The following is a 16,592-nucleotide window of genomic DNA, read 5'->3' as shown; positions in this document are numbered from 1 at the left end:
TATTTTACCCAAAGAGAATTTGAGCATGTCATTTCCCACTAGACGTCTAAGAAGATTGAGAGTATCGGATAAAATGAGGGAGTTAGTTCAGCAAACAACACTATCCTCAAAAGATTTCATATGCCCAGTTTTTGTTCAAGAAGATCTGAAGAACAGAGTCATGGTGGAATCAATGTCAGAAATTGAAAGATTGCCACTTGCTGATGTAAATGACGAAGTGGGAAAAATTTGTGATTTAGGAATTCCTGCAATCATGCTTTTTGGGATTCCAACTTTAAAAGATGAAGCTGGAACTTCAGCATTTGATGATAAAGGAATAGTTCAAAAAGCAATATCTCAGATCAGAGAGAATTTTGGCGACAAGGTAGTGATAATGGCAGACGTGTGTCTATGCCAATTTACATCAACCGGTCATTGTGGAATTATTCAAGGAAATAAAATAGATAATGATACTAGTTTAGGTACTCTTTCAAAGATTGCAGTAAGTCAAGCAAAAGCAGGAGTGGATACAGTATCACCATCAGCAATGATGGACGGTCAAGTTGCTGCAATAAGAAAAGCACTGGACAATGAAGGATTCACAGATGTTTCAATAATGTCACATTCGGCAAAACATCGCTCAAACTTTTACTCACCATTTAGAGATGCAGCAGAATGTGCCCCAAAATTTGGAGACAGAAAAACATACCAAGTTCCATACACAAATGCAAGAGAAGCAATGATGGAGGTTGAGACAGACATCATTGAAGGAGTAGACATAGTAATGATAAAGCCAGCATTATCATACTTGGATCTAATTGCAGAAACAAGAAGAAAATTCAACATTCCAGTTTCAGCATATAGTGTTTCTGGAGAATATGCTTTGGTGAAAGCTGCTTCACAATTAGGATATGTAAATGAAAAAGACATTACAGAAGAAATACTATATTCGATAAAAAGAGCAGGAGCAGACATGATAGTAACATATTTTGCCAAATCAGCCTCAAAGTTTCTTCAAGAATCATGAGAAACGACGAACGTTTTGAAATTCAGCGAGCATTTGACTTATTGCCACATGTTGTAGGTGCAAGCTGGGCTGCAGTTTGGTTCAGAATGAAAGGAATCAAAAAGCCCACAAAAGAAGAATTTAGAGAAAAAACATTAGAATACCTAAGAATGGTTGATCCAGTCTTTGAATCATATCCTAATGAAGAAGAATTTTTAGATATTCGCAAATATATCGAGTTTAGAAAAAACGAAGAATATGAAAAAATAAAGACAGGAAACAACAAAGAGATTGAAACAAGATACGACAGATACATAGATTACGGATGAAATTTTTCTAAACGAATCTAAAGTGAGACTATTTTTGCAATCACGAAAATAAGTTGTGTTTAGGAGCTGATAATTATATTCAAATTTTTAATTATTTGATTTTAATGATTCCCTGGTTAATCAAATACTCTATTGCCTGTGCATATTCAGAATCAGAAATCAATCCTTGTGCCCACCATTCTGCATTATTTTTTACCCATTGAGGGATCTTAAGGATGGAATTTGTTGCAGATTTTGGAATTACAGATGCCGATACAGATTCCTTTCCAATGCCTTCTGAGTTTATTGCAGATACTTTAAAGTTGTAAGATGCATCATTTGTCAAGCCAGTTATAATTGCATTTGGAGTCACATCTGATTTTTGAATTGTTGTAAATGAGTTAGAACCAGTATTAGATTGAGTAATTTTGTATCCAATGATTGGAAATCCGTTATTAAATGGAGCACTCCATTCAAGTTTTACCTGACCATCATTTGCGGTTGCTCGCAAATCACCAATCTGTGCAGGAACTTTTCCTATAACATTAGTTGGAGGCATTGGTGTAACATAAACAATATTTGATTCAGGTCCAACTCCATCAGCATTAACTCCCAATACTCTAAATCCATAAGGAACGCCATTTGTTAGACCATCAATAGTAATACTTGTGCTCTTACCAACTACAGAATAAGATACAAAAGAGTCTGAACCAGTCTTAAATTCTCTTACCCTGTAACCCGTAATTTGATCTAACGCAGGTGAGGATACAGACCAAGACAACATGACTTTGCCATTACCTGATGAAGATTTAAGATTGGTTATTGCGATTGGGACTTTGTTATTTGGGGTCACAGTTATAGAATTGGATTCCTTTCCAATTCCAACTGAATTTACTGCAGATAGTTTGAACTCATAAGATACATTGTTCTTTAATCCAATAATAGTAGTCTTTGTCACATCACCAATGTTAGGATAAGTTGTAGAAACAGTTGAACCTTTTTCATTTACCGTAACTCTATAACTGGTAATAAAAGAACCATTATCTGAAGGTTCAATCCAAGATAAAAATACTTGACCATTACTTGGAATTCCAGTTACTCCCCGTACTTGATTTGGGACTTTAGCAACTACAGATTTTGAGGGCGTTGCAGAATCCACATTGGAATCAGGACTTTGTCCCAGTGCATTTATCGAATTTATTTTGAATGCATAAGATGCATCATTTGTCAAACCTGTGATTTGTGCGCTAGTCGATTCAGATGCAACAGTTTTTTTCTTAAAATCATCTGTACCAATTTGCCAGTATGTGATTTTATAAGATGTGATTGGAGAACCATTATCATAAGGCTTTGTCCAAGACAAGTTTACTTTTGCATCGCCTCTAGTTGCTATGAAATCAGTTATTGTATTTGGAATATCAGTTAATGGAGAAGTTGCCAACGGTTTTGCAGATGCAATGTTAGAATCATTACTTGCACCAATAGAATTTATTGCAATTACTTTGAAACTATAAGATACATCATTTTTGAGTCCAGTTGCTATGGCTTGTGTTGAAGTGCCAAGATTTGGAAATGTTGTAAATACATCAGAGCCTGTCTCCCATCGGATTACTTTGTAAGAAATTATATCTGCACCGTTATTATCAGGCTCACTCCAAGAAAGATGTATTTCGCCATTACCGGGAATTGCAATAAGGTCTGTTACAGCTTCAGGTGTAGAAGGGGTTTGAGCAAAGATTTCATTATCATGTGAAATTATCAACGAAATCGAAAATAAGATCACCAAAGTTGTGAGAAAATTAATTTTACTTAATAGCATACTACCTAATAGAGGTCTAGGTATTAACAATTGTTGATGAATCATACGAATTGTCACTTGAATATCTCTAATAGGTCCGGATTAAATTTCAGATTTACGGTATTTTTTGAAGATATAAAATATCAATTATTTCTTAGATTTTTCAGAACTTTTCATAAACTTGTCAACAAGTTCCTCAATCTGCTCATCTGCAATAGTCACCTTATCCTTTAGACGAGCATTTTCTTTAATTTTGATAAGCATTACAATAAAAGAAACAACTGAAGTGACACTTCCAATTATTGTGATGAGCAAAATTAAGTCAAGTGACGTATTGACTTCATTTTTTAGAACATTGTCTCTGCCATTTGCAGCTTCTAAATTATCAGGATCTACCTCTAAAGCCTCATCAAAGTATTTTAAAGAATCATCCAAATGTCCAAGGCGTTCCTGATTATTCGCTTTCCCAAGTAAAGCATCGACATTATCAGGATCCATAGATAACACCTTATCATAAAGTTGATCAGATTTGATATTCTTATCTTCAAGAAAATTTAATTCGGCCATACCCAATAACGCCAGAATATTATTTGGATCTACATCTAAAACATCAGTAAAAGCATCTTTAGAAAAAGTGTATTCTTCTAACTCTAAATACACCTGTCCCTTTCCATTTAATGCCATAGCATTATCTAAATCAATTTGAAGTATGTGATCAAAGATAAGTATCGCATCACTATTTTGATTAATGTTAGAAAGAGCATATGCTTTTGCAAGTAATGCGGGAATATAATCAGGTTTTTGTTCCAGTGCAATATTAAAAAACAATAGGGCATCATCATATTGCTGTCTTTTTACCAAAACGTTTCCACTTCCAATCAAAGCATCAATATTGTGCACATCAAGTTGTAAAACATAATCAAAGACATCCAAAGCATCATCATATCTGTCAAGATAGTAAAGGGAGGTTCCTAATCCATTCAATCCAGAAATATTTTTAGGATTCAATCCTACTGACTTTTCAAAATTTTGCTGTGCCTTGACATATTTTCCCTGAGTCAAACGAATTGAGCCTTTTTCATTTAAGGCATCTAAATTATTGGGATCAATTTCTAAAATTTTATTCAACTCGTTAATTGCTATTTCATACTGTTTGTCTTTGATTAAATTTTTTGCGTTTTGAAATAAGGTTGAAATGTCATCAGAAGTCTGTGCGTAAATTACTGGAAACAAAAATCCCACCAGAAGCAGCAAAACCAAATATCGTGAAGAATTGACATCCAACATCACATCAAACCCATTTTTTCTTTCTAAAGTAACTATAAAGAGAAATGCCAACTTCGACCATAGAAACCATATTTGTCTGATTCTTCACACATATCTAGATAAGGATTATGAAGATATATTCTACAGGTAGTCCAAAGAGTTGAAATAATAATAAAAAATATCGATCATATGGTAATTCTCACAGATACAGATATTAAAAAATTAGAAGAAGCGTGCGTGAAATTATCAGGAGAACCCAAAGTACGACATGTGGGAGTGATAAACCAGCTTGGAAAGTTGATTGCAGGAGGTTTGAAAAAAGGACTGACGCCAACATTAGAAGATAACAAAGTAAAAATGTTGTACATGCAGATGCAGTTGGATTATAAAATGAGACAGGAGTTGGATGAACTTTTAGGTACAATTGATTATATTGCATCAAGAAGAACAAAGCAGTTAATCATCAGTGTTCCAATTGGAGAAAATTTGGTGCTAATAACAGCGGAGCCAGATGCAGACGACAAAAACATCATCAAAAAGGCAGAGGCATTGTTTGACGATATTACTATTACAACAATTTAGATTGTTTAGTTTATGTATAGATGTGGAGAATATTTAATCAGGTTTGGTTTTTGAAGCAATTCTATTCATAGCAGTACTAGTAATTGCATCAAAACTAGGTGGCGAATTACTTCATAGGATAGGTCAACCAACAATACTTGGAAATGTTCTTGCAGGAATCATTGTAGGTCCTACATTTTTGGCCATAGTACATCCAATTGAAGCAATAGAACTTTTTGTTTCAATTGGGGTATTTTTCTTATTCTTCTTAATCGGTCTTGAAGAAATCGATATCGCAGGCTTATTCAAGGTAATGAGGGGTAAAATTTTTGCAGGTTCTGCAGTTGCATTTTTAATTCCATTTTTGGTTGCAGGGGTTTTTGGATTAGCAATAGATATGGATTTTGTAAAAGCATTTGCAATTGCAAGTGTAATTGCAGCGTCAAGTTTAGGAGTTACAGCTAAAGTACTAAGTGATCTTGGAAAACTAAAATCGACCATAGGGCTTGAAATTTTTACAGTTACAGCAATTGTAGAGTTTATTGCAATTATTTTTGTAAGCGTATTCATTCAAATAGATACAAGTTCTGATCTTCCAGACATTACTGAGATGGTGTGGCTTTTTGCAAAGATGGTGATCTTTTTTGCAATAGCTGGAATTATCTCAGTATTTGGATTACCACGAATATTTAGACTTCTCAACAATCATCTTCGAGCTCAACAAGCATATTTTGGCATTGTGATTGGGGTAATTCTACTTGTAGCATATTTCGCTGAAATTAGTGGGGTTCATGGTGCAATAGGTGCACTTCTTTTAGGAATTGCAGTGTCAAGAATGAGTAGAAAAGAATATCATGAAATTTCTAAAAATATCAGCGTAATAGGATATGGAATATTTATTCCGATATTTTTTGCAGGTATCGGAATTCATTTCAGCATAGCATTTTTAGAATTAGAATGGTGGGTAATTGTAATTTTCATAGCAATCATGACAGGAGTAAAATTTCTGAGTTCATACATTGCAGTGCGCATAGCCAACATGCGGCCTGCAACAACTGTGGCATATGGAGTAATGTCAAAAGGGGCAGTGGATTTGGCGCTCATGTTGTCGTTGCTTCAAGCAAAAATCATGGATGACAAATTATTTTCACTTTTAGTTCTTGGAACACTCATTACTATGATAATTTCAAGTGTAGAGCTTCAACGTAAATTAAAGAAAATAGTCCAAGTTAAGATAGGAACTCTAGAACTGGGCCTCATTCCAATTTATTTCAGAAGAGTCGTATCAGATACTCCGGCTATAGCAATTATAAACACGTCGTTTTCCAAAACAACGCCAGACATTACAATTAAAGAATTTGTTGAAAATAACAAGGTCACCAAAAGTCCATTTCTTGTATTTGATAAAGAAGACAATATTGTAGGTATGATCTCAAAGAATGAAATAAACAGATTTCACAAAAAAACACGAGACAGTACAACTGTTGCAGATGTAATGTATAAAAAATTCCACACAGCATTACCTGATGAATACCTATTTTCAGTAATTCAGAAAATGAATACCCATCCATTTGACATGATTCCAATAATGGATCCTAAAAATTATGGAAAAGTAATAGGAGTTGTAACTAACAAAGGAGTAATGGAATTACTTACAGATACTAAAAATCTCAATTCAGTGCCAAAATAAATTAGTCAATATCAAAATACGCTAGTTAGAGTTTATCATGAAATCTAGCCCTGAATCGGTCTACTCTGCTTTGAGTATTATATTCATCAGGATATGATTTTCTATTAGAACGTTCTCTCATTTCTTCCTCATGTTCTTTTCTTGCATGATGCAATCTATCTTTTTCATGAATGAATTCCCTGCCACATTTTTGGCATTTAACGATCGTTTTGTGATGTTCATGTCTTACGTGCGCAACCAAATCTTCATGGTTTGAAAATTTTGCGTCACATTGAGTGCAATTATTTTTTTTACTAAACGGATTTTTCATAAAGATAAGGAACCAGTCAGGTCATATGAATATAAAGTTAGAGTACATTTCTATGAATTGAAAACAATAGTTCAAAAATCAATTACAGTAGTTAGAAGATAGTTTCTTTGAAAAGTTATGAAATGTTAAAGAGTTTCTGAGCATTCTTGTACATCAAATTATCTCTAAACTCTTGTTTGATATTGAGTTTAGCCACAAAACTAAGGTATGAGTCCATACTGCTGATTGGCCAATCAGTACCATACAAAAGATATCTTGGCTCTCCTGCATAGTTTATCAATTCTGCAACTTTGTCTTTCATCATTTTCTCAAAAAAGTGATCGAATGAACCAATTACAAGACCAGACATGTCAGCGTAAACATTCTTGTTTTTATAAAGTACTTCCTGAGCATCCTGAATCCAAGGATTTCCCAAATGACACATTACAATCTTTAATTCAGGATTATCTACTGCGACGTCATCAAGATTAAGAGGTCTTGAATAGCGCAGTTTTCCTTTCTCAGAATAAGTATCACCAGTATGAAACATTGCAGGAATACCAAATTCAATACAAGTGTCATACACTTTTTGATATTTTTCATCGTAAGGATAGTAATGCTCATAACCTGAATAAATTTTCAAGGCTTTGATCTTTCCATCTTTAATCCATTCCCGATAATGTTTAAGATCTTCATCAGTATGATAGTCAAGTGCAAACCCAGCTGCTACACCAAGATTATCATATTTTTTAATCGCATCGATAATTTGTTTAGTAGAAGGTCTTTCTGAGTTTACTTTGTAAGAAGACAAAATTATAGCATAATCAATATTATTACTAGCCATTTCTATCTGAAGCATTTCCAGTCGATCTTCTAATAATGGAACATGTTGTGTCAGCTCGTATTGATTCACATGTACATGACAGTCAATTATCATTATTTTCTACAAAATGGGGATTTTTCCATTCAATAAAAGTTGCATTGTTTAATGATCTAGGATCTTTCATGTAATTAGGCAGTATTTTGATAAATTTGAAGCCATTTCGTATCTGAAATGATAATACAGGTTCTTTGATTTCATGACGCTTGACTTTTTTAACATATTCGAGAGGAGACAGTTCAGTATGCTCACAATAATTAACCAGTCTTGCGCCAGCAATAATTCTACGCAAATTCAGTTTAACTGTAAGGGTTTTTCTTGCATCATAAAGTTTTGTAGCAACACCTAATCTTCTATGATCTGGATGAGATGAAACATCAGCACCATATAGAGAATCACCGTTTGGATCATGATTTTTAAAATAACTATCACCACATGCGTCTTTCCAAGTGTGTTCTTCATATTCGGATTTTAATTTCACAATCAAACTACTACAAGAACCAACAATTTTTCCGTGATATTCTGCAACAAACTGACCTTCAGGAAATACTTCCAGATGTGCTGTTAGTTGGTCAGGTTTCCAATACACTCCTTCTGCAGCCATTGTGGGAAAAGCAATTTTTTGTAGTTCTACAACTTTAGGAATATCATTTGTAGTCATTGTACGTATCGTTACATGACTATGTCGTGTGTGAATGGGGGTATTTCGGTTCATTTCTTTCATTTATAGTGATTTAAAAGGTCTTGATCAAAAACAACATCATTGTTTTTAGATTTTTTCTTAAAAATTTCAATTAATTTTTTTATCGTACAGTTGACCTCTGGTGTAACTTCCGATAATAATACCATAGATATCATATTTTAACATTTTCAACAGTGGTGTTGTCAAATACATTCATGTTTTAGCTGATTTAGAAATTTTTTTAACACAAGAGTTCTTTTTTTTGCCTCAGATCTGCCAGCTTTTGTGTTCATTAATGATTCGAGTTTTAGTAATTTTTGAAAAAAATGATCAACAGTCCAGGTTTTATCATCAGGCTTGCGTTTATTGCAAAAAGGGTCATTTGGGTTGTAAAAGGGGCGTTTAAGTGAGCCTGCAGTAGCAAAAACTCGAGCAATACCTATTGCACCTAAAGCATCTAGTCTATCAGCATCCTGAAGAATTTTTCCTTCGAGTGTTTCAGGAGTTTTATTTTGTGAAAAACTATGATCACGAATAGCGTCTGAAATAATCACAATTTCTTTATCAGAAAAAGAATATTTTTTCAGAATTTGTTTTGATTTATTTGCACTGTGAATTGAAGATAATTTAGAAAATTTATGTGATTTTGGGTAGGACACTATGTCATGTAATAATGCAGCACATAAAACTAATTTCTTATTTGCCTTTTCTTTTTTACATATTTTTTGAGCATTATGATATACTCTCATAATATGTTCAAAATCATGAGCAGGGTCATTTTCAATTATTTTTTTTACATCATTTTTAATAGAATCAAGAACTTTCATTTACAATCTCCATATTTTCGGCTTGACAAACTTTATTTTTTTCTGAGTAATTAATACTGTCCAGTTTACAGATGCAAAGAGAATAATCAATACAATACCAATACCGTCAATTAATAAAATTCCTGTAAGACGGTCTTCAAATACTTCTAAAAATGGTGATAATACAGCATTTCCAAAATAAATCATTACAATATAAGAAAGAGTTCGACCAAACCAAAATCCAACATACATCCCAACACTCTTTGCGCGCATCAACCCATAGGCGATAAACAATATGTTGCTGGGGAGAGGAGTAGCGCCAAACAAAAATGATGCAATGATATAGCCATACTTTTTTCTATTAAGATAATCTCCGATTATATCGAGATTGGATTTTTGTTCTTCGCCAACAAATTTTCTAAATAACCCGCTAATTTTTTTGAGCACAAATCTACCAATTGTGGCACCGGTAGCACCAACCATTGCAAGAATTATTACATTCAAGCTTGGATCTAGAAGATAAAATGATGTCAGAATGATCCAGCTTGGAGGCATCAAAATCGGTGACGTGTTTATTCCTATCAGTACAAGAAAAATTCCAAAATACGAATATTCTCCAAAAATTTCAAAAATATCCATCATCTTACTAAAATTATGTTACTTTTTGTTTCTAAACCCTTGTATCCATATTCAGTCAGCAGAAAATATCATTTTGATCTAAAAAATTAAAAAAATTTCATATTTTTCGATCTATTGATCATGATTTGTAACAAATCGGATCAATCATGCAATATACTTATAAGCAATTTATGCGTACATTCATTCATGTCTGAGTTAATTTGGAAGTGTTATCGATGCAATCTAACTTTCAAAGACGAGGACGTAGCAAAAATGCATAAAAAAATATCATCGCATTCCATAACAAAAATAAAAGCAATAGTAGCATAATCGCAAATTTTTCATCATTTTCAATATTTTAGTAAAAAATAGTGCAGAGGGTGGGATTTGAACCCACGAACTCCTGAGAGAAGGGATTTCCTATTTATGGATCTTGAGTCCCTCTCGGTTGACCGGGCTTCGATACCTCTGCAATGAGAGTGGATAATGACCATTATTTTTCAATTACTATTACAATAAAACAAAAATAATTCCATTTTTTGGAGATTTTTGGACAAAGCTTTTAATCGTGTTAATAAGACTCAAAAATACATGTCAGAATTCATACCAATTTCAGACGCAAAAAAAATGCGTAGTGGAGTTAATGTTGAAGCCATTGTAAAAAGTAAAGGAGATGCAAGAACTGTAAATCTCAAAAGTGGAGGAACAGTTGATGTCTGCGATGCAATCATAGTTAACGGCGATGAAACTGAAGACAACCAAATGAAACTCACATTGTGGGGTGACGATATCAAAGCAGTGAATGTGGGAGATAAAGTTGTTATCACAAATGGATATACCAATGAGTTCAAAGGTGAAGTATCCTTAACCAAAGGCAAATACGGTAAGATGGAAATTAATCCATAACAAATCAGAATCAACACTCAATAATTTCTTTTATTTTGATAGTTTTTCCAATCTACAAACATTACCAAGATGCCAACTATCAACATAACAATTCCCAATATAATCAAAATTCCGGAAACAATGAGAGGAAAAACCATATTCATCACAGGGGAATTTGGGTTTGAAAGAGCGTCAGAGTTTTCAGGATCTTCCGAAAACATTGTAACGACATTTACAGTTTCAGTTCCAGGATTTTGAATTTCAAAATTTAACGTATCAGATTTTGTGATTTCCAACACTTCAAATAAAATTGGTTCATCTTGAACAAACTCTCCATAATCATCACCAAAAATATTAGAAATTTTAATAGACAATTTATCTCCAGATTGATAATTAATTATTTGAATTCCCCATAGAAGTGGAATATTAGATGAAGAAACACTGTAAGAAACATACGCTGAACTACCAGGCAGGATTTCAACTTCATCTGAAACCTCATCAAACATCCCTTCAAACAATAATGGAACTGAAAAATTATCAGATTTAGCAATACCGGATGGAATGGACGAAGCAGCAACTAGAAGTGAAATTCCAATTAGAACCATACCAGCGAGGGAAATTATTGGACCTCTTTTATTCATCATGATAAATCATCAAACCCCCACTTTTATGTCATAGAAAATGAATTTAGAAAACTACAGAATTATCGTCTAGATTTCTTTTTAGCTGGTTTTCTTTTAGCTGCAGTCTTTTTAGATGGTTTTCTTTTAGCTGCAGTCTTTTTAGATGGTTTTCTTTTAGCTGCAGTCTTTTTAGATGGTTTTCTTTTAGCTGCAGTCTTTTTAGATGGTTTTCTTTTAGATGGTTTCTTTTTGGCAGATTTACGTTTCTTTGCCAAATATTCTCCTAATTTTTGAAGATACCTTATCTAATGCGTTTTTAGCAGATTCTTCTGCTTTGATTCGCCTCTCCAATTCCTTGACAAGTTTTTCTGCAGACTTGCGGCTAGTAACCATTGCTTCACGTAAAGTGGGTTTTGATTTGGATTGTTTTTGAATAGTTGAAGTGATTTTTGATTTCATAGTGGAAAAATTTGCTATTTCATCTGTAATCTTTTTAGCAGTTTTTTGCCTGTTTTTGATTTCAGAGACTAGTTCTTCAATACGGTCAGATAACGAACGTAACCTAGCCTCGGCATTTTGTTTTTCTTCAGGATTTTCAGCGAACTCAATTTCTTGCTGAGCATTCTCAATGGCTTCTCTTTCCCTAGTAAGACGTTCTTCTGCTGTTGCCACCAGTCTTCCAATACTTTCCAATTGGGATGTTTTTTGGTTAAGGACAGAGGAAACATCAGATACGTTCTCTTTTTCAGAATCTATTTTTTTCTCAATTGACACGATTCCAGATGCTGAACGCTTTTCAGCAGATCGATATTTTTTTAGTTCTTCTTCAGCTTTTGCCCTTAGCTTTGTTGCTTCTTGTTTCTTTTTACGTAATTGAATTACCAATTTTTCTAGAGATGCCAATGTTACAATCAAGAGAAAAGACTCGGTTAAGTTGTTAATATGTTCAGGATTTGACTTAGCGGTAAAGAAAATTAACTAACATTGATCGCAAAAATCAGTTTTTTAAAAAATATTAGATAAGAGAACACATCATATTTAATGGATTTTCATCCTAATGATTTACCAATATCAAAGACGTACGATCTAAAAGATGAAAAAGATGCATCCGATGCGGTAGATGACATGGTAAAACTAGGGTTTAGAGATAAAAATGAAGGATTCAAAGTGTTATTTCCAAAGGAATCAAAGACTGCAAAAAGAATAGGATATACGGTGACAACGGGGGTAACACATGGACTTAAACAAAAAAAAGAAATTCCAGACATACGATATTGGACATACCACCACGATGATGATCATTATGCAATAGTTTTGATTAGCAGTGACGCATTAACTGAACTGGGTTTTTGATTTGTCAAAAATTTTGTAAAGTTTAGTTCTTTTTGCCATGACACCTGCAAGCATTATTCCAATTACGATTCCTCCAATGACATCCATTGGATAATGTTGTAAGACATAGATTCTGCTAATAGATATCATTGCAGGATAAATAAATAACAAATATGCACCTCTTGGGAATCGCTCAGAGAGGGCATAACCTAGGATTATTGCAAATATCATAGACCTGGCAGCATGACCAGATGGGTATGATGCATTGTATCCTCCCTCACAGAACAGGGCAAAAGTATCTTTACTTATTGGTACTGGAAATGGGGCACCCTCATAATCAAAATCAGGTCTATCCCTATCAACACCGCATTTGATGTATCCTGTAAGCAATGTAGAAATCACAATCAATATCATCAAGGTAATTCCAACCCTTCGAGTTTTTGGGATTATCAACATTAAAATTCCAAATCCCAACATCCACAGAACCTCACCACTTTCTGTGACGTATTGCATAATTAGATCAAGTGAGGAATCTCCAACATTTTGTGAGAAAAACAAAATGACACTTTGATCAAAACTTTCAGTGAGTCCAAAGTAAACAAATGCCGTTAAGACGAGAAACAGGATTGTCAGTAAAACAAAAGAACGCGACCTGATATCAAAAATCCAATTTTGCAATTAAATAAACCTCAAGTTCGTTTCTTTTAATTTTTGTCAATAGATAAGTTTTGTAAATCAATCTTAGTCAAGAAAACAAAGTAGTGAAAATAATTCAGATCGACTCAAAGAATTTAACCAAGTGAACAATAGAAAAATTGTGAAGGTACTCACATTAGATGATTTTGACCTTAAAGGTAAGACAGTTTTCCTCAGGGTGGACATGAATTGCCCAATAGATCCAGCAACAATGGAGATTTTGGGTACGAGAAGGATCGAGGAGGCCATTGAGACTCTAACATCATTAAAAGACGCTAAAGTTGTCGTTGCATCACATCAAGGAAGAGTTGGAAATAACGATTATACTGGAATGGACAAACATGCCAAAGTTCTTGAAAAATTAATGAATAGGGAAATAAAATATGTCGAAGATGTTATTGGAGAAGCTGCACAAAATGCAATTAAAAATTTAGAGAACGGGGATATTTTACTTTTAGATAATCTACGATTATGTGCGGAAGAAAATTACGAGTTTACACCTGAGAATGCTGCAAAAACTATAATGGTTTCTCGTCTATCTAAATTGTTTGATCTTTGTGTATTGGATTCATTTCCAAGTGCCCACAGATCACACCCATCAATAGTTGGATTTCCACAAGTTCTGCCTGCATGTGCAGGAAAAATTGTCGAGAGAGAAGTCAGGAATCTGGATGAGATAATGACAGTAGCCAAGGCACCTCATGTGATTGTCCTTGGAGGCTCGAAGGTTCCAGATAGGCTTGAGGCGATAAAATTATTGATTCAGAATGGTCGTGCAGATCATGTGCTGCTTACGGGACTTATAGGTAATGTGTTTATGCGTGCACAGGCTAGAATAAAATCCCCTCTTGGAATAAAACGTGAAGATGAAGTAGTGGCAAAAGCTCATGCACTCATTGGAGAATATCCCGATGTGTTTGCAACTCCAGTAGACATTGCAATTGACAAAGATGGTGAAAGGGTAGAGATGGATGTAAGAGAGATGGGCAAAGGAGACAAAATTTTTGATCTAGGGCCAAAAACTGTAGAGTATTATTCAAAATTAATCGCAGGTGCTGGAACTGTGTTTATCAGTGGTCCTGCAGGATTTTTTGAAAAAGAGAATTTCAGTTATGGAACAAATGCATTACTTGAAGCAGTTTCAAATTCCATGGCAACTACAATTGTAAGTGGAGGGCATTTGACAACAGCTCTAAAGCAATTAGGATTAGCAGATAAAATTAACCACATCAGTACTGCAGGTGGGGCGTTAGTACTTTATCTCACCGGAGAAAAGTTACCAATGATAAAAGCACTTGAAGATGCAGCAATAAAATACAGATCTAAATAGGGGATTTACAAGAAGGATTAATACAAATTCTGTCTTCAGAGGAACCAAGATAGATGTCTTGATTACATGCGTTGCAGTGGATTTTCTCGATAGGATCAAATAGTTTTAGATACATTGTAGTAAAATTCTGCCCTATGTTTCGGACAAGACCGGAATTACAAAGTTCGTTAAAAAACGATTCAGTATCATCAACAATCCAAGATGGATCAAAATCACCGTTTTGCTTAAGGAGTTCAAAAACTTCATCATTTGTAAAGTTGGTATCAATGTCATTGAATTTTTCAAATATAATTTTACGTATCTGAAGTTCTATTGGAGTAATAGGAGTAAAATCACTCATACTAGTACAGATTTGCTGCCTCTTCTTTTAGTGTATCCAAATCTTGAGTATTTTCAAGGTGCTCTCCAATGTAGGTATAAAGAGCAGATTTGAGTACTTTGAGGGAAAGCAAAGCGCATTTTATTCGAACTGCCTGAAGATGTTCAAGACCTAGTTCGCTTAATACATCATTTTTCTCAATGGCTCTTGCTTCATCAAGGGTTTTACCTTTTGTAATTTCTGTTAAAACAGAAGAGCATGCCATACAAATTGCACATCCCCTTCCATGAAATTTGATATCTGTAACTTTGTTATCATCAATTTTCATATCAATGTCAATACTATCGCCACACAACGGATTTGAGTCATGAAAAGTTACATCATGATCCTCGATTTTTCCAAAGTTGACAGGATTTCTAGAATAATCAACAATCATCTCATGGTAAATGTCTGCATTACTACTCATAGCTTAAACACCTTTGCCACAATATTTAATGAATTTACTAGAATATCAATGTCTTCTTTGGTATTGTAAATGTAAAAACTAGCTCTTGATGTTGCAGCAACATTCAGTCTCTCCATTAGTACTTGTGCACAATGATGACCAGATCTAACAGCAATTCCTTCTTCATCAATAATTTGAGCAACATCGTGAGGATGAACATCTGCAAAATTAAATGAGATAACGCCACCACGTTTTGAAATATCTTTTGTTCCGTAGATATGTAGACCTTTAACTTGAGATAATTTTTCCATAGCATACTTTGTTAATTCAACTTCATGTTCTCGTACATTATCCATTCCAATCTTTGTGAGATAATCAATAGCAGCACCGAATCCTATTACATCTGCAATGTTTGGCGTACCTGCCTCAAATTTGTATGGTAAATCATTCCATGTAGTTTCATATTTGTGAACTTCCCTAATCATATCACCACCGCCATGAAAAGGAACCATGGTTTCCAACACAGATTTTTTAACCCACAAAACTCCAATACCAGTTGGCCCTAACATTTTATGTCCAGAAAATGCAAAAAAGTCACAGCCTAATTTTTCAATATCAACTTGCATGTGAGGTACTGCCTGAGCACCGTCAATTAGAGTAAGAACACCTGCCGCTTTACATTTTTCGATAATCTTATGAGCATCGGTTATAGTTCCAAGAACATTAGACATCAAACTAAATGTCACAAGTTTGACCTTGCCAGTTGCTAGGAATTTATCAAGATCATCTAGAATTAACTCACCATCATCATCCATTCTAATGTATTCAACTTTAGCATGCTTCTCTTGAGTAAGAAGTTGCCATGGCACAATGTTACTGTGATGCTCATATTCAGTGGTAACAATAATGTCACCTTCTTTGACATGAGGTCTTCCCCATGCATATGCAACTAAATTGATTGCTTCAGTAGTACCCCTGACAAAAATAATTTCTTGACGATCTTTCACATTGATGAAATTTGCAATTTTATCCCGTGTAGCCTCATATGCTTCAGTTGATTCTTCAGCAAGGGCATAAAC

At 34.2% G+C, this 16,592-nt stretch carries 22 protein-coding genes and 1 tRNA gene; 8 read left to right on the top strand and 15 right to left on the bottom strand.

Annotated elements, in window-relative coordinates:
* The first annotated feature begins 25 nt into the window (after nt 1–25).
* Nucleotides 26–1,006, top strand: a complete 981-nt coding sequence (gene hemB, locus BD31_RS02765; RefSeq protein WP_048097389.1) for a porphobilinogen synthase — start codon at nt 26–28, stop codon at nt 1,004–1,006.
* Nucleotides 1,003–1,314 carry a hypothetical protein gene (locus BD31_RS02760; protein WP_008298206.1) on the top strand — a complete coding sequence of 104 codons (312 nt, stop codon included), beginning with the start codon at nt 1,003–1,005 and terminating at the stop codon, nt 1,312–1,314. Before hemB ends, BD31_RS02760 begins: the two co-directional genes overlap by 4 nt.
* Before the next feature lie 91 nt (nt 1,315–1,405).
* Here BD31_RS02760 and BD31_RS02755 read toward each other — a convergent pair whose 3' ends face one another.
* Together BD31_RS02755 and BD31_RS02750 are read right to left on the bottom strand one after the other, a co-directional pair.
* Nucleotides 1,406–3,112: a fibronectin type III domain-containing protein gene (locus tag BD31_RS02755; protein WP_238536046.1), complete on the bottom strand. Its 1,707-nt coding sequence runs from the start codon at nt 3,110–3,112 to the stop codon at nt 1,406–1,408.
* Between the two features lie 126 nt (nt 3,113–3,238).
* Entirely contained in the window at nt 3,239–4,429 is a 1,191-nt protein-coding gene (locus BD31_RS02750; protein ID WP_008298221.1) for a tetratricopeptide repeat protein, read from the bottom strand.
* Between the two features lie 117 nt (nt 4,430–4,546).
* Between BD31_RS02750 and BD31_RS02745 the strand changes: the two genes are divergently transcribed.
* Both BD31_RS02745 and BD31_RS02740 read left to right on the top strand, forming a co-directional pair.
* Nucleotides 4,547–4,939 carry a DUF6659 family protein gene (locus BD31_RS02745; protein ID WP_008298185.1) on the top strand — a complete coding sequence of 131 codons (393 nt, stop codon included), beginning with the start codon at nt 4,547–4,549 and terminating at the stop codon, nt 4,937–4,939.
* Between the two features lie 43 nt (nt 4,940–4,982).
* A complete protein-coding gene (locus BD31_RS02740) occupies nt 4,983–6,608 on the top strand; it encodes a cation:proton antiporter domain-containing protein (protein WP_008298219.1) in 1,626 nt (541 codons plus the stop codon).
* Nucleotides 6,609–6,633: 25 nt separating this feature from the next.
* Here the strand turns inward: BD31_RS02740 and BD31_RS02735 are convergent, their stop codons facing one another.
* The 5 genes from BD31_RS02735 to BD31_RS02715 form a co-directional block, all read right to left on the bottom strand.
* The gene (locus BD31_RS02735; RefSeq protein WP_008298235.1) at nt 6,634–6,918 is read right to left on the bottom strand and encodes a hypothetical protein; all 285 of its coding nucleotides are present in this window, start codon (nt 6,916–6,918) and stop codon (nt 6,634–6,636) included.
* 115 nt (nt 6,919–7,033) lie between these two features.
* Nucleotides 7,034–7,834 carry an amidohydrolase family protein gene (locus BD31_RS02730; RefSeq protein WP_008298203.1) on the bottom strand — a complete coding sequence of 267 codons (801 nt, stop codon included), beginning with the start codon at nt 7,832–7,834 and terminating at the stop codon, nt 7,034–7,036.
* Nucleotides 7,824–8,438, bottom strand: coding sequence for a GNAT family N-acetyltransferase (locus BD31_RS02725; protein ID WP_048097390.1), 615 nt, complete (start codon nt 8,436–8,438; stop codon nt 7,824–7,826). Before BD31_RS02725 ends, BD31_RS02730 begins: the two co-directional genes overlap by 11 nt.
* 224 nt (nt 8,439–8,662) lie before the next feature.
* Nucleotides 8,663–9,286 carry an HD domain-containing protein gene (locus BD31_RS02720; RefSeq protein ID WP_008298212.1) on the bottom strand — a complete coding sequence of 208 codons (624 nt, stop codon included), beginning with the start codon at nt 9,284–9,286 and terminating at the stop codon, nt 8,663–8,665.
* Complete coding sequence (locus tag BD31_RS02715; protein WP_008298222.1) at nt 9,287–9,907, bottom strand: hypothetical protein; 621 nt, start codon at nt 9,905–9,907, stop codon at nt 9,287–9,289.
* Between the two features lie 183 nt (nt 9,908–10,090).
* Between BD31_RS02715 and BD31_RS10980 the strand changes: the two genes are divergently transcribed.
* The gene (locus BD31_RS10980; protein ID WP_256359031.1) at nt 10,091–10,213 is read left to right on the top strand and encodes a hypothetical protein; all 123 of its coding nucleotides are present in this window, start codon (nt 10,091–10,093) and stop codon (nt 10,211–10,213) included.
* 42 nt (nt 10,214–10,255) lie between these two features.
* Here the strand turns inward: BD31_RS10980 and BD31_RS02710 are convergent.
* Nucleotides 10,256–10,355: transfer RNA gene (locus BD31_RS02710), tRNA-Leu, on the bottom strand.
* A gap of 119 nt (nt 10,356–10,474) precedes the next feature.
* On the opposite strand from BD31_RS02710, the gene BD31_RS02705 reads away from it, so the two are divergent.
* On the top strand, nt 10,475–10,789 hold the full coding sequence (locus tag BD31_RS02705; protein WP_008298247.1) for a single stranded DNA-binding domain-containing protein: 315 nt from the start codon (nt 10,475–10,477) through the stop codon (nt 10,787–10,789).
* A gap of 17 nt (nt 10,790–10,806) precedes the next feature.
* Here BD31_RS02705 and BD31_RS02700 read toward each other — a convergent pair whose 3' ends face one another.
* The 3 genes from BD31_RS02700 to BD31_RS02690 form a co-directional block, all read right to left on the bottom strand.
* The gene (locus BD31_RS02700) at nt 10,807–11,409 is read right to left on the bottom strand and encodes a hypothetical protein (RefSeq protein ID WP_008298256.1); all 603 of its coding nucleotides are present in this window, start codon (nt 11,407–11,409) and stop codon (nt 10,807–10,809) included.
* Between the two features lie 62 nt (nt 11,410–11,471).
* Nucleotides 11,472–11,666, bottom strand: coding sequence for a hypothetical protein (locus BD31_RS10650; protein WP_008298217.1), 195 nt, complete (start codon nt 11,664–11,666; stop codon nt 11,472–11,474).
* Nucleotides 11,650–12,294, bottom strand: a complete 645-nt coding sequence (locus tag BD31_RS02690; protein WP_008298201.1) for a hypothetical protein — start codon at nt 12,292–12,294, stop codon at nt 11,650–11,652. Before BD31_RS02690 ends, BD31_RS10650 begins: the two co-directional genes overlap by 17 nt.
* Before the next feature lie 138 nt (nt 12,295–12,432).
* Here BD31_RS02690 and BD31_RS02685 point away from each other — a divergent pair, with 138 nt between their 5' ends.
* Nucleotides 12,433–12,744, top strand: a complete 312-nt coding sequence (locus BD31_RS02685) for a hypothetical protein (protein ID WP_008298234.1) — start codon at nt 12,433–12,435, stop codon at nt 12,742–12,744.
* Here BD31_RS02685 and BD31_RS02680 read toward each other — a convergent pair.
* Complete coding sequence (locus BD31_RS02680; RefSeq protein WP_008298225.1) at nt 12,724–13,401, bottom strand: phosphatase PAP2 family protein; 678 nt, start codon at nt 13,399–13,401, stop codon at nt 12,724–12,726. The genes BD31_RS02685 and BD31_RS02680 overlap by 21 nt on opposite strands.
* Before the next feature lie 121 nt (nt 13,402–13,522).
* Between BD31_RS02680 and BD31_RS02675 the strand changes: the two genes are divergently transcribed.
* Nucleotides 13,523–14,749 (top strand): phosphoglycerate kinase, encoded by a 1,227-nt coding sequence (locus tag BD31_RS02675; protein ID WP_008298223.1) that lies wholly within the window; start codon nt 13,523–13,525, stop codon nt 14,747–14,749.
* On the opposite strand, the gene BD31_RS02670 is transcribed toward BD31_RS02675, so the two are convergent.
* From BD31_RS02670 to BD31_RS02660, 3 genes are all read right to left on the bottom strand, one after another.
* Nucleotides 14,742–15,089 (bottom strand): hypothetical protein, encoded by a 348-nt coding sequence (locus BD31_RS02670; protein ID WP_008298210.1) that lies wholly within the window; start codon nt 15,087–15,089, stop codon nt 14,742–14,744. The two genes, BD31_RS02675 and BD31_RS02670, sit on opposite strands and share 8 nt — an antisense overlap.
* Nucleotide 15,090: 1 nt before the next feature.
* Nucleotides 15,091–15,534, bottom strand: a complete 444-nt coding sequence (locus BD31_RS02665) for an iron-sulfur cluster assembly scaffold protein (RefSeq protein ID WP_008298199.1) — start codon at nt 15,532–15,534, stop codon at nt 15,091–15,093.
* On the bottom strand, nt 15,531–16,592 hold a 1,062-nt coding region (locus tag BD31_RS02660; protein ID WP_008298224.1), incomplete at its 5' end, for a cysteine desulfurase. The genes BD31_RS02660 and BD31_RS02665, both read right to left, overlap by 4 nt.

It is taken from the genome of Candidatus Nitrosopumilus salarius BD31 (assembly GCF_000242875.2).
GTDB classification, from domain to species: Archaea; Thermoproteota; Nitrososphaeria; order Nitrososphaerales; family Nitrosopumilaceae; genus Nitrosopumilus; species Nitrosopumilus salarius.
This window is presented reverse-complemented; position numbering and strand designations above follow the sequence as displayed.

What these genes read in the sequence shown, in the direction of transcription:
- hemB (WP_048097389.1), top strand. Translation starts at nt 26, where the DNA reads ATGTCATTTCCCACTAGACGTCTAAGAAGATTGAGAGTATCGGATAAA.
- BD31_RS02760 (WP_008298206.1), top strand. Translation starts at nt 1,003, where the DNA reads ATGAGAAACGACGAACGTTTTGAAATTCAGCGAGCATTTGACTTATTG.
- BD31_RS02755 (WP_238536046.1), bottom strand. Translation starts at nt 3,112, where the DNA reads ATGCTATTAAGTAAAATTAATTTTCTCACAACTTTGGTGATCTTATTT.
- BD31_RS02745 (WP_008298185.1), top strand. Translation starts at nt 4,547, where the DNA reads ATGGTAATTCTCACAGATACAGATATTAAAAAATTAGAAGAAGCGTGC.
- BD31_RS02735 (WP_008298235.1), bottom strand. Translation starts at nt 6,918, where the DNA reads ATGAAAAATCCGTTTAGTAAAAAAAATAATTGCACTCAATGTGACGCA.
- BD31_RS02730 (WP_008298203.1), bottom strand. Translation starts at nt 7,834, where the DNA reads ATGATAATTGACTGTCATGTACATGTGAATCAATACGAGCTGACACAA.
- BD31_RS02725 (WP_048097390.1), bottom strand. Translation starts at nt 8,438, where the DNA reads ATGACTACAAATGATATTCCTAAAGTTGTAGAACTACAAAAAATTGCT.
- BD31_RS02720 (WP_008298212.1), bottom strand. Translation starts at nt 9,286, where the DNA reads ATGAAAGTTCTTGATTCTATTAAAAATGATGTAAAAAAAATAATTGAA.
- BD31_RS02715 (WP_008298222.1), bottom strand. Translation starts at nt 9,907, where the DNA reads ATGATGGATATTTTTGAAATTTTTGGAGAATATTCGTATTTTGGAATT.
- BD31_RS10980 (WP_256359031.1), top strand. Translation starts at nt 10,091, where the DNA reads ATGTCTGAGTTAATTTGGAAGTGTTATCGATGCAATCTAACTTTCAAA.
- BD31_RS02705 (WP_008298247.1), top strand. Translation starts at nt 10,475, where the DNA reads ATGTCAGAATTCATACCAATTTCAGACGCAAAAAAAATGCGTAGTGGA.
- BD31_RS02700 (WP_008298256.1), bottom strand. Translation starts at nt 11,409, where the DNA reads ATGAATAAAAGAGGTCCAATAATTTCCCTCGCTGGTATGGTTCTAATT.
- BD31_RS02685 (WP_008298234.1), top strand. Translation starts at nt 12,433, where the DNA reads ATGGATTTTCATCCTAATGATTTACCAATATCAAAGACGTACGATCTA.
- BD31_RS02670 (WP_008298210.1), bottom strand. Translation starts at nt 15,089, where the DNA reads ATGAGTGATTTTACTCCTATTACTCCAATAGAACTTCAGATACGTAAA.
- BD31_RS02665 (WP_008298199.1), bottom strand. Translation starts at nt 15,534, where the DNA reads ATGAGTAGTAATGCAGACATTTACCATGAGATGATTGTTGATTATTCT.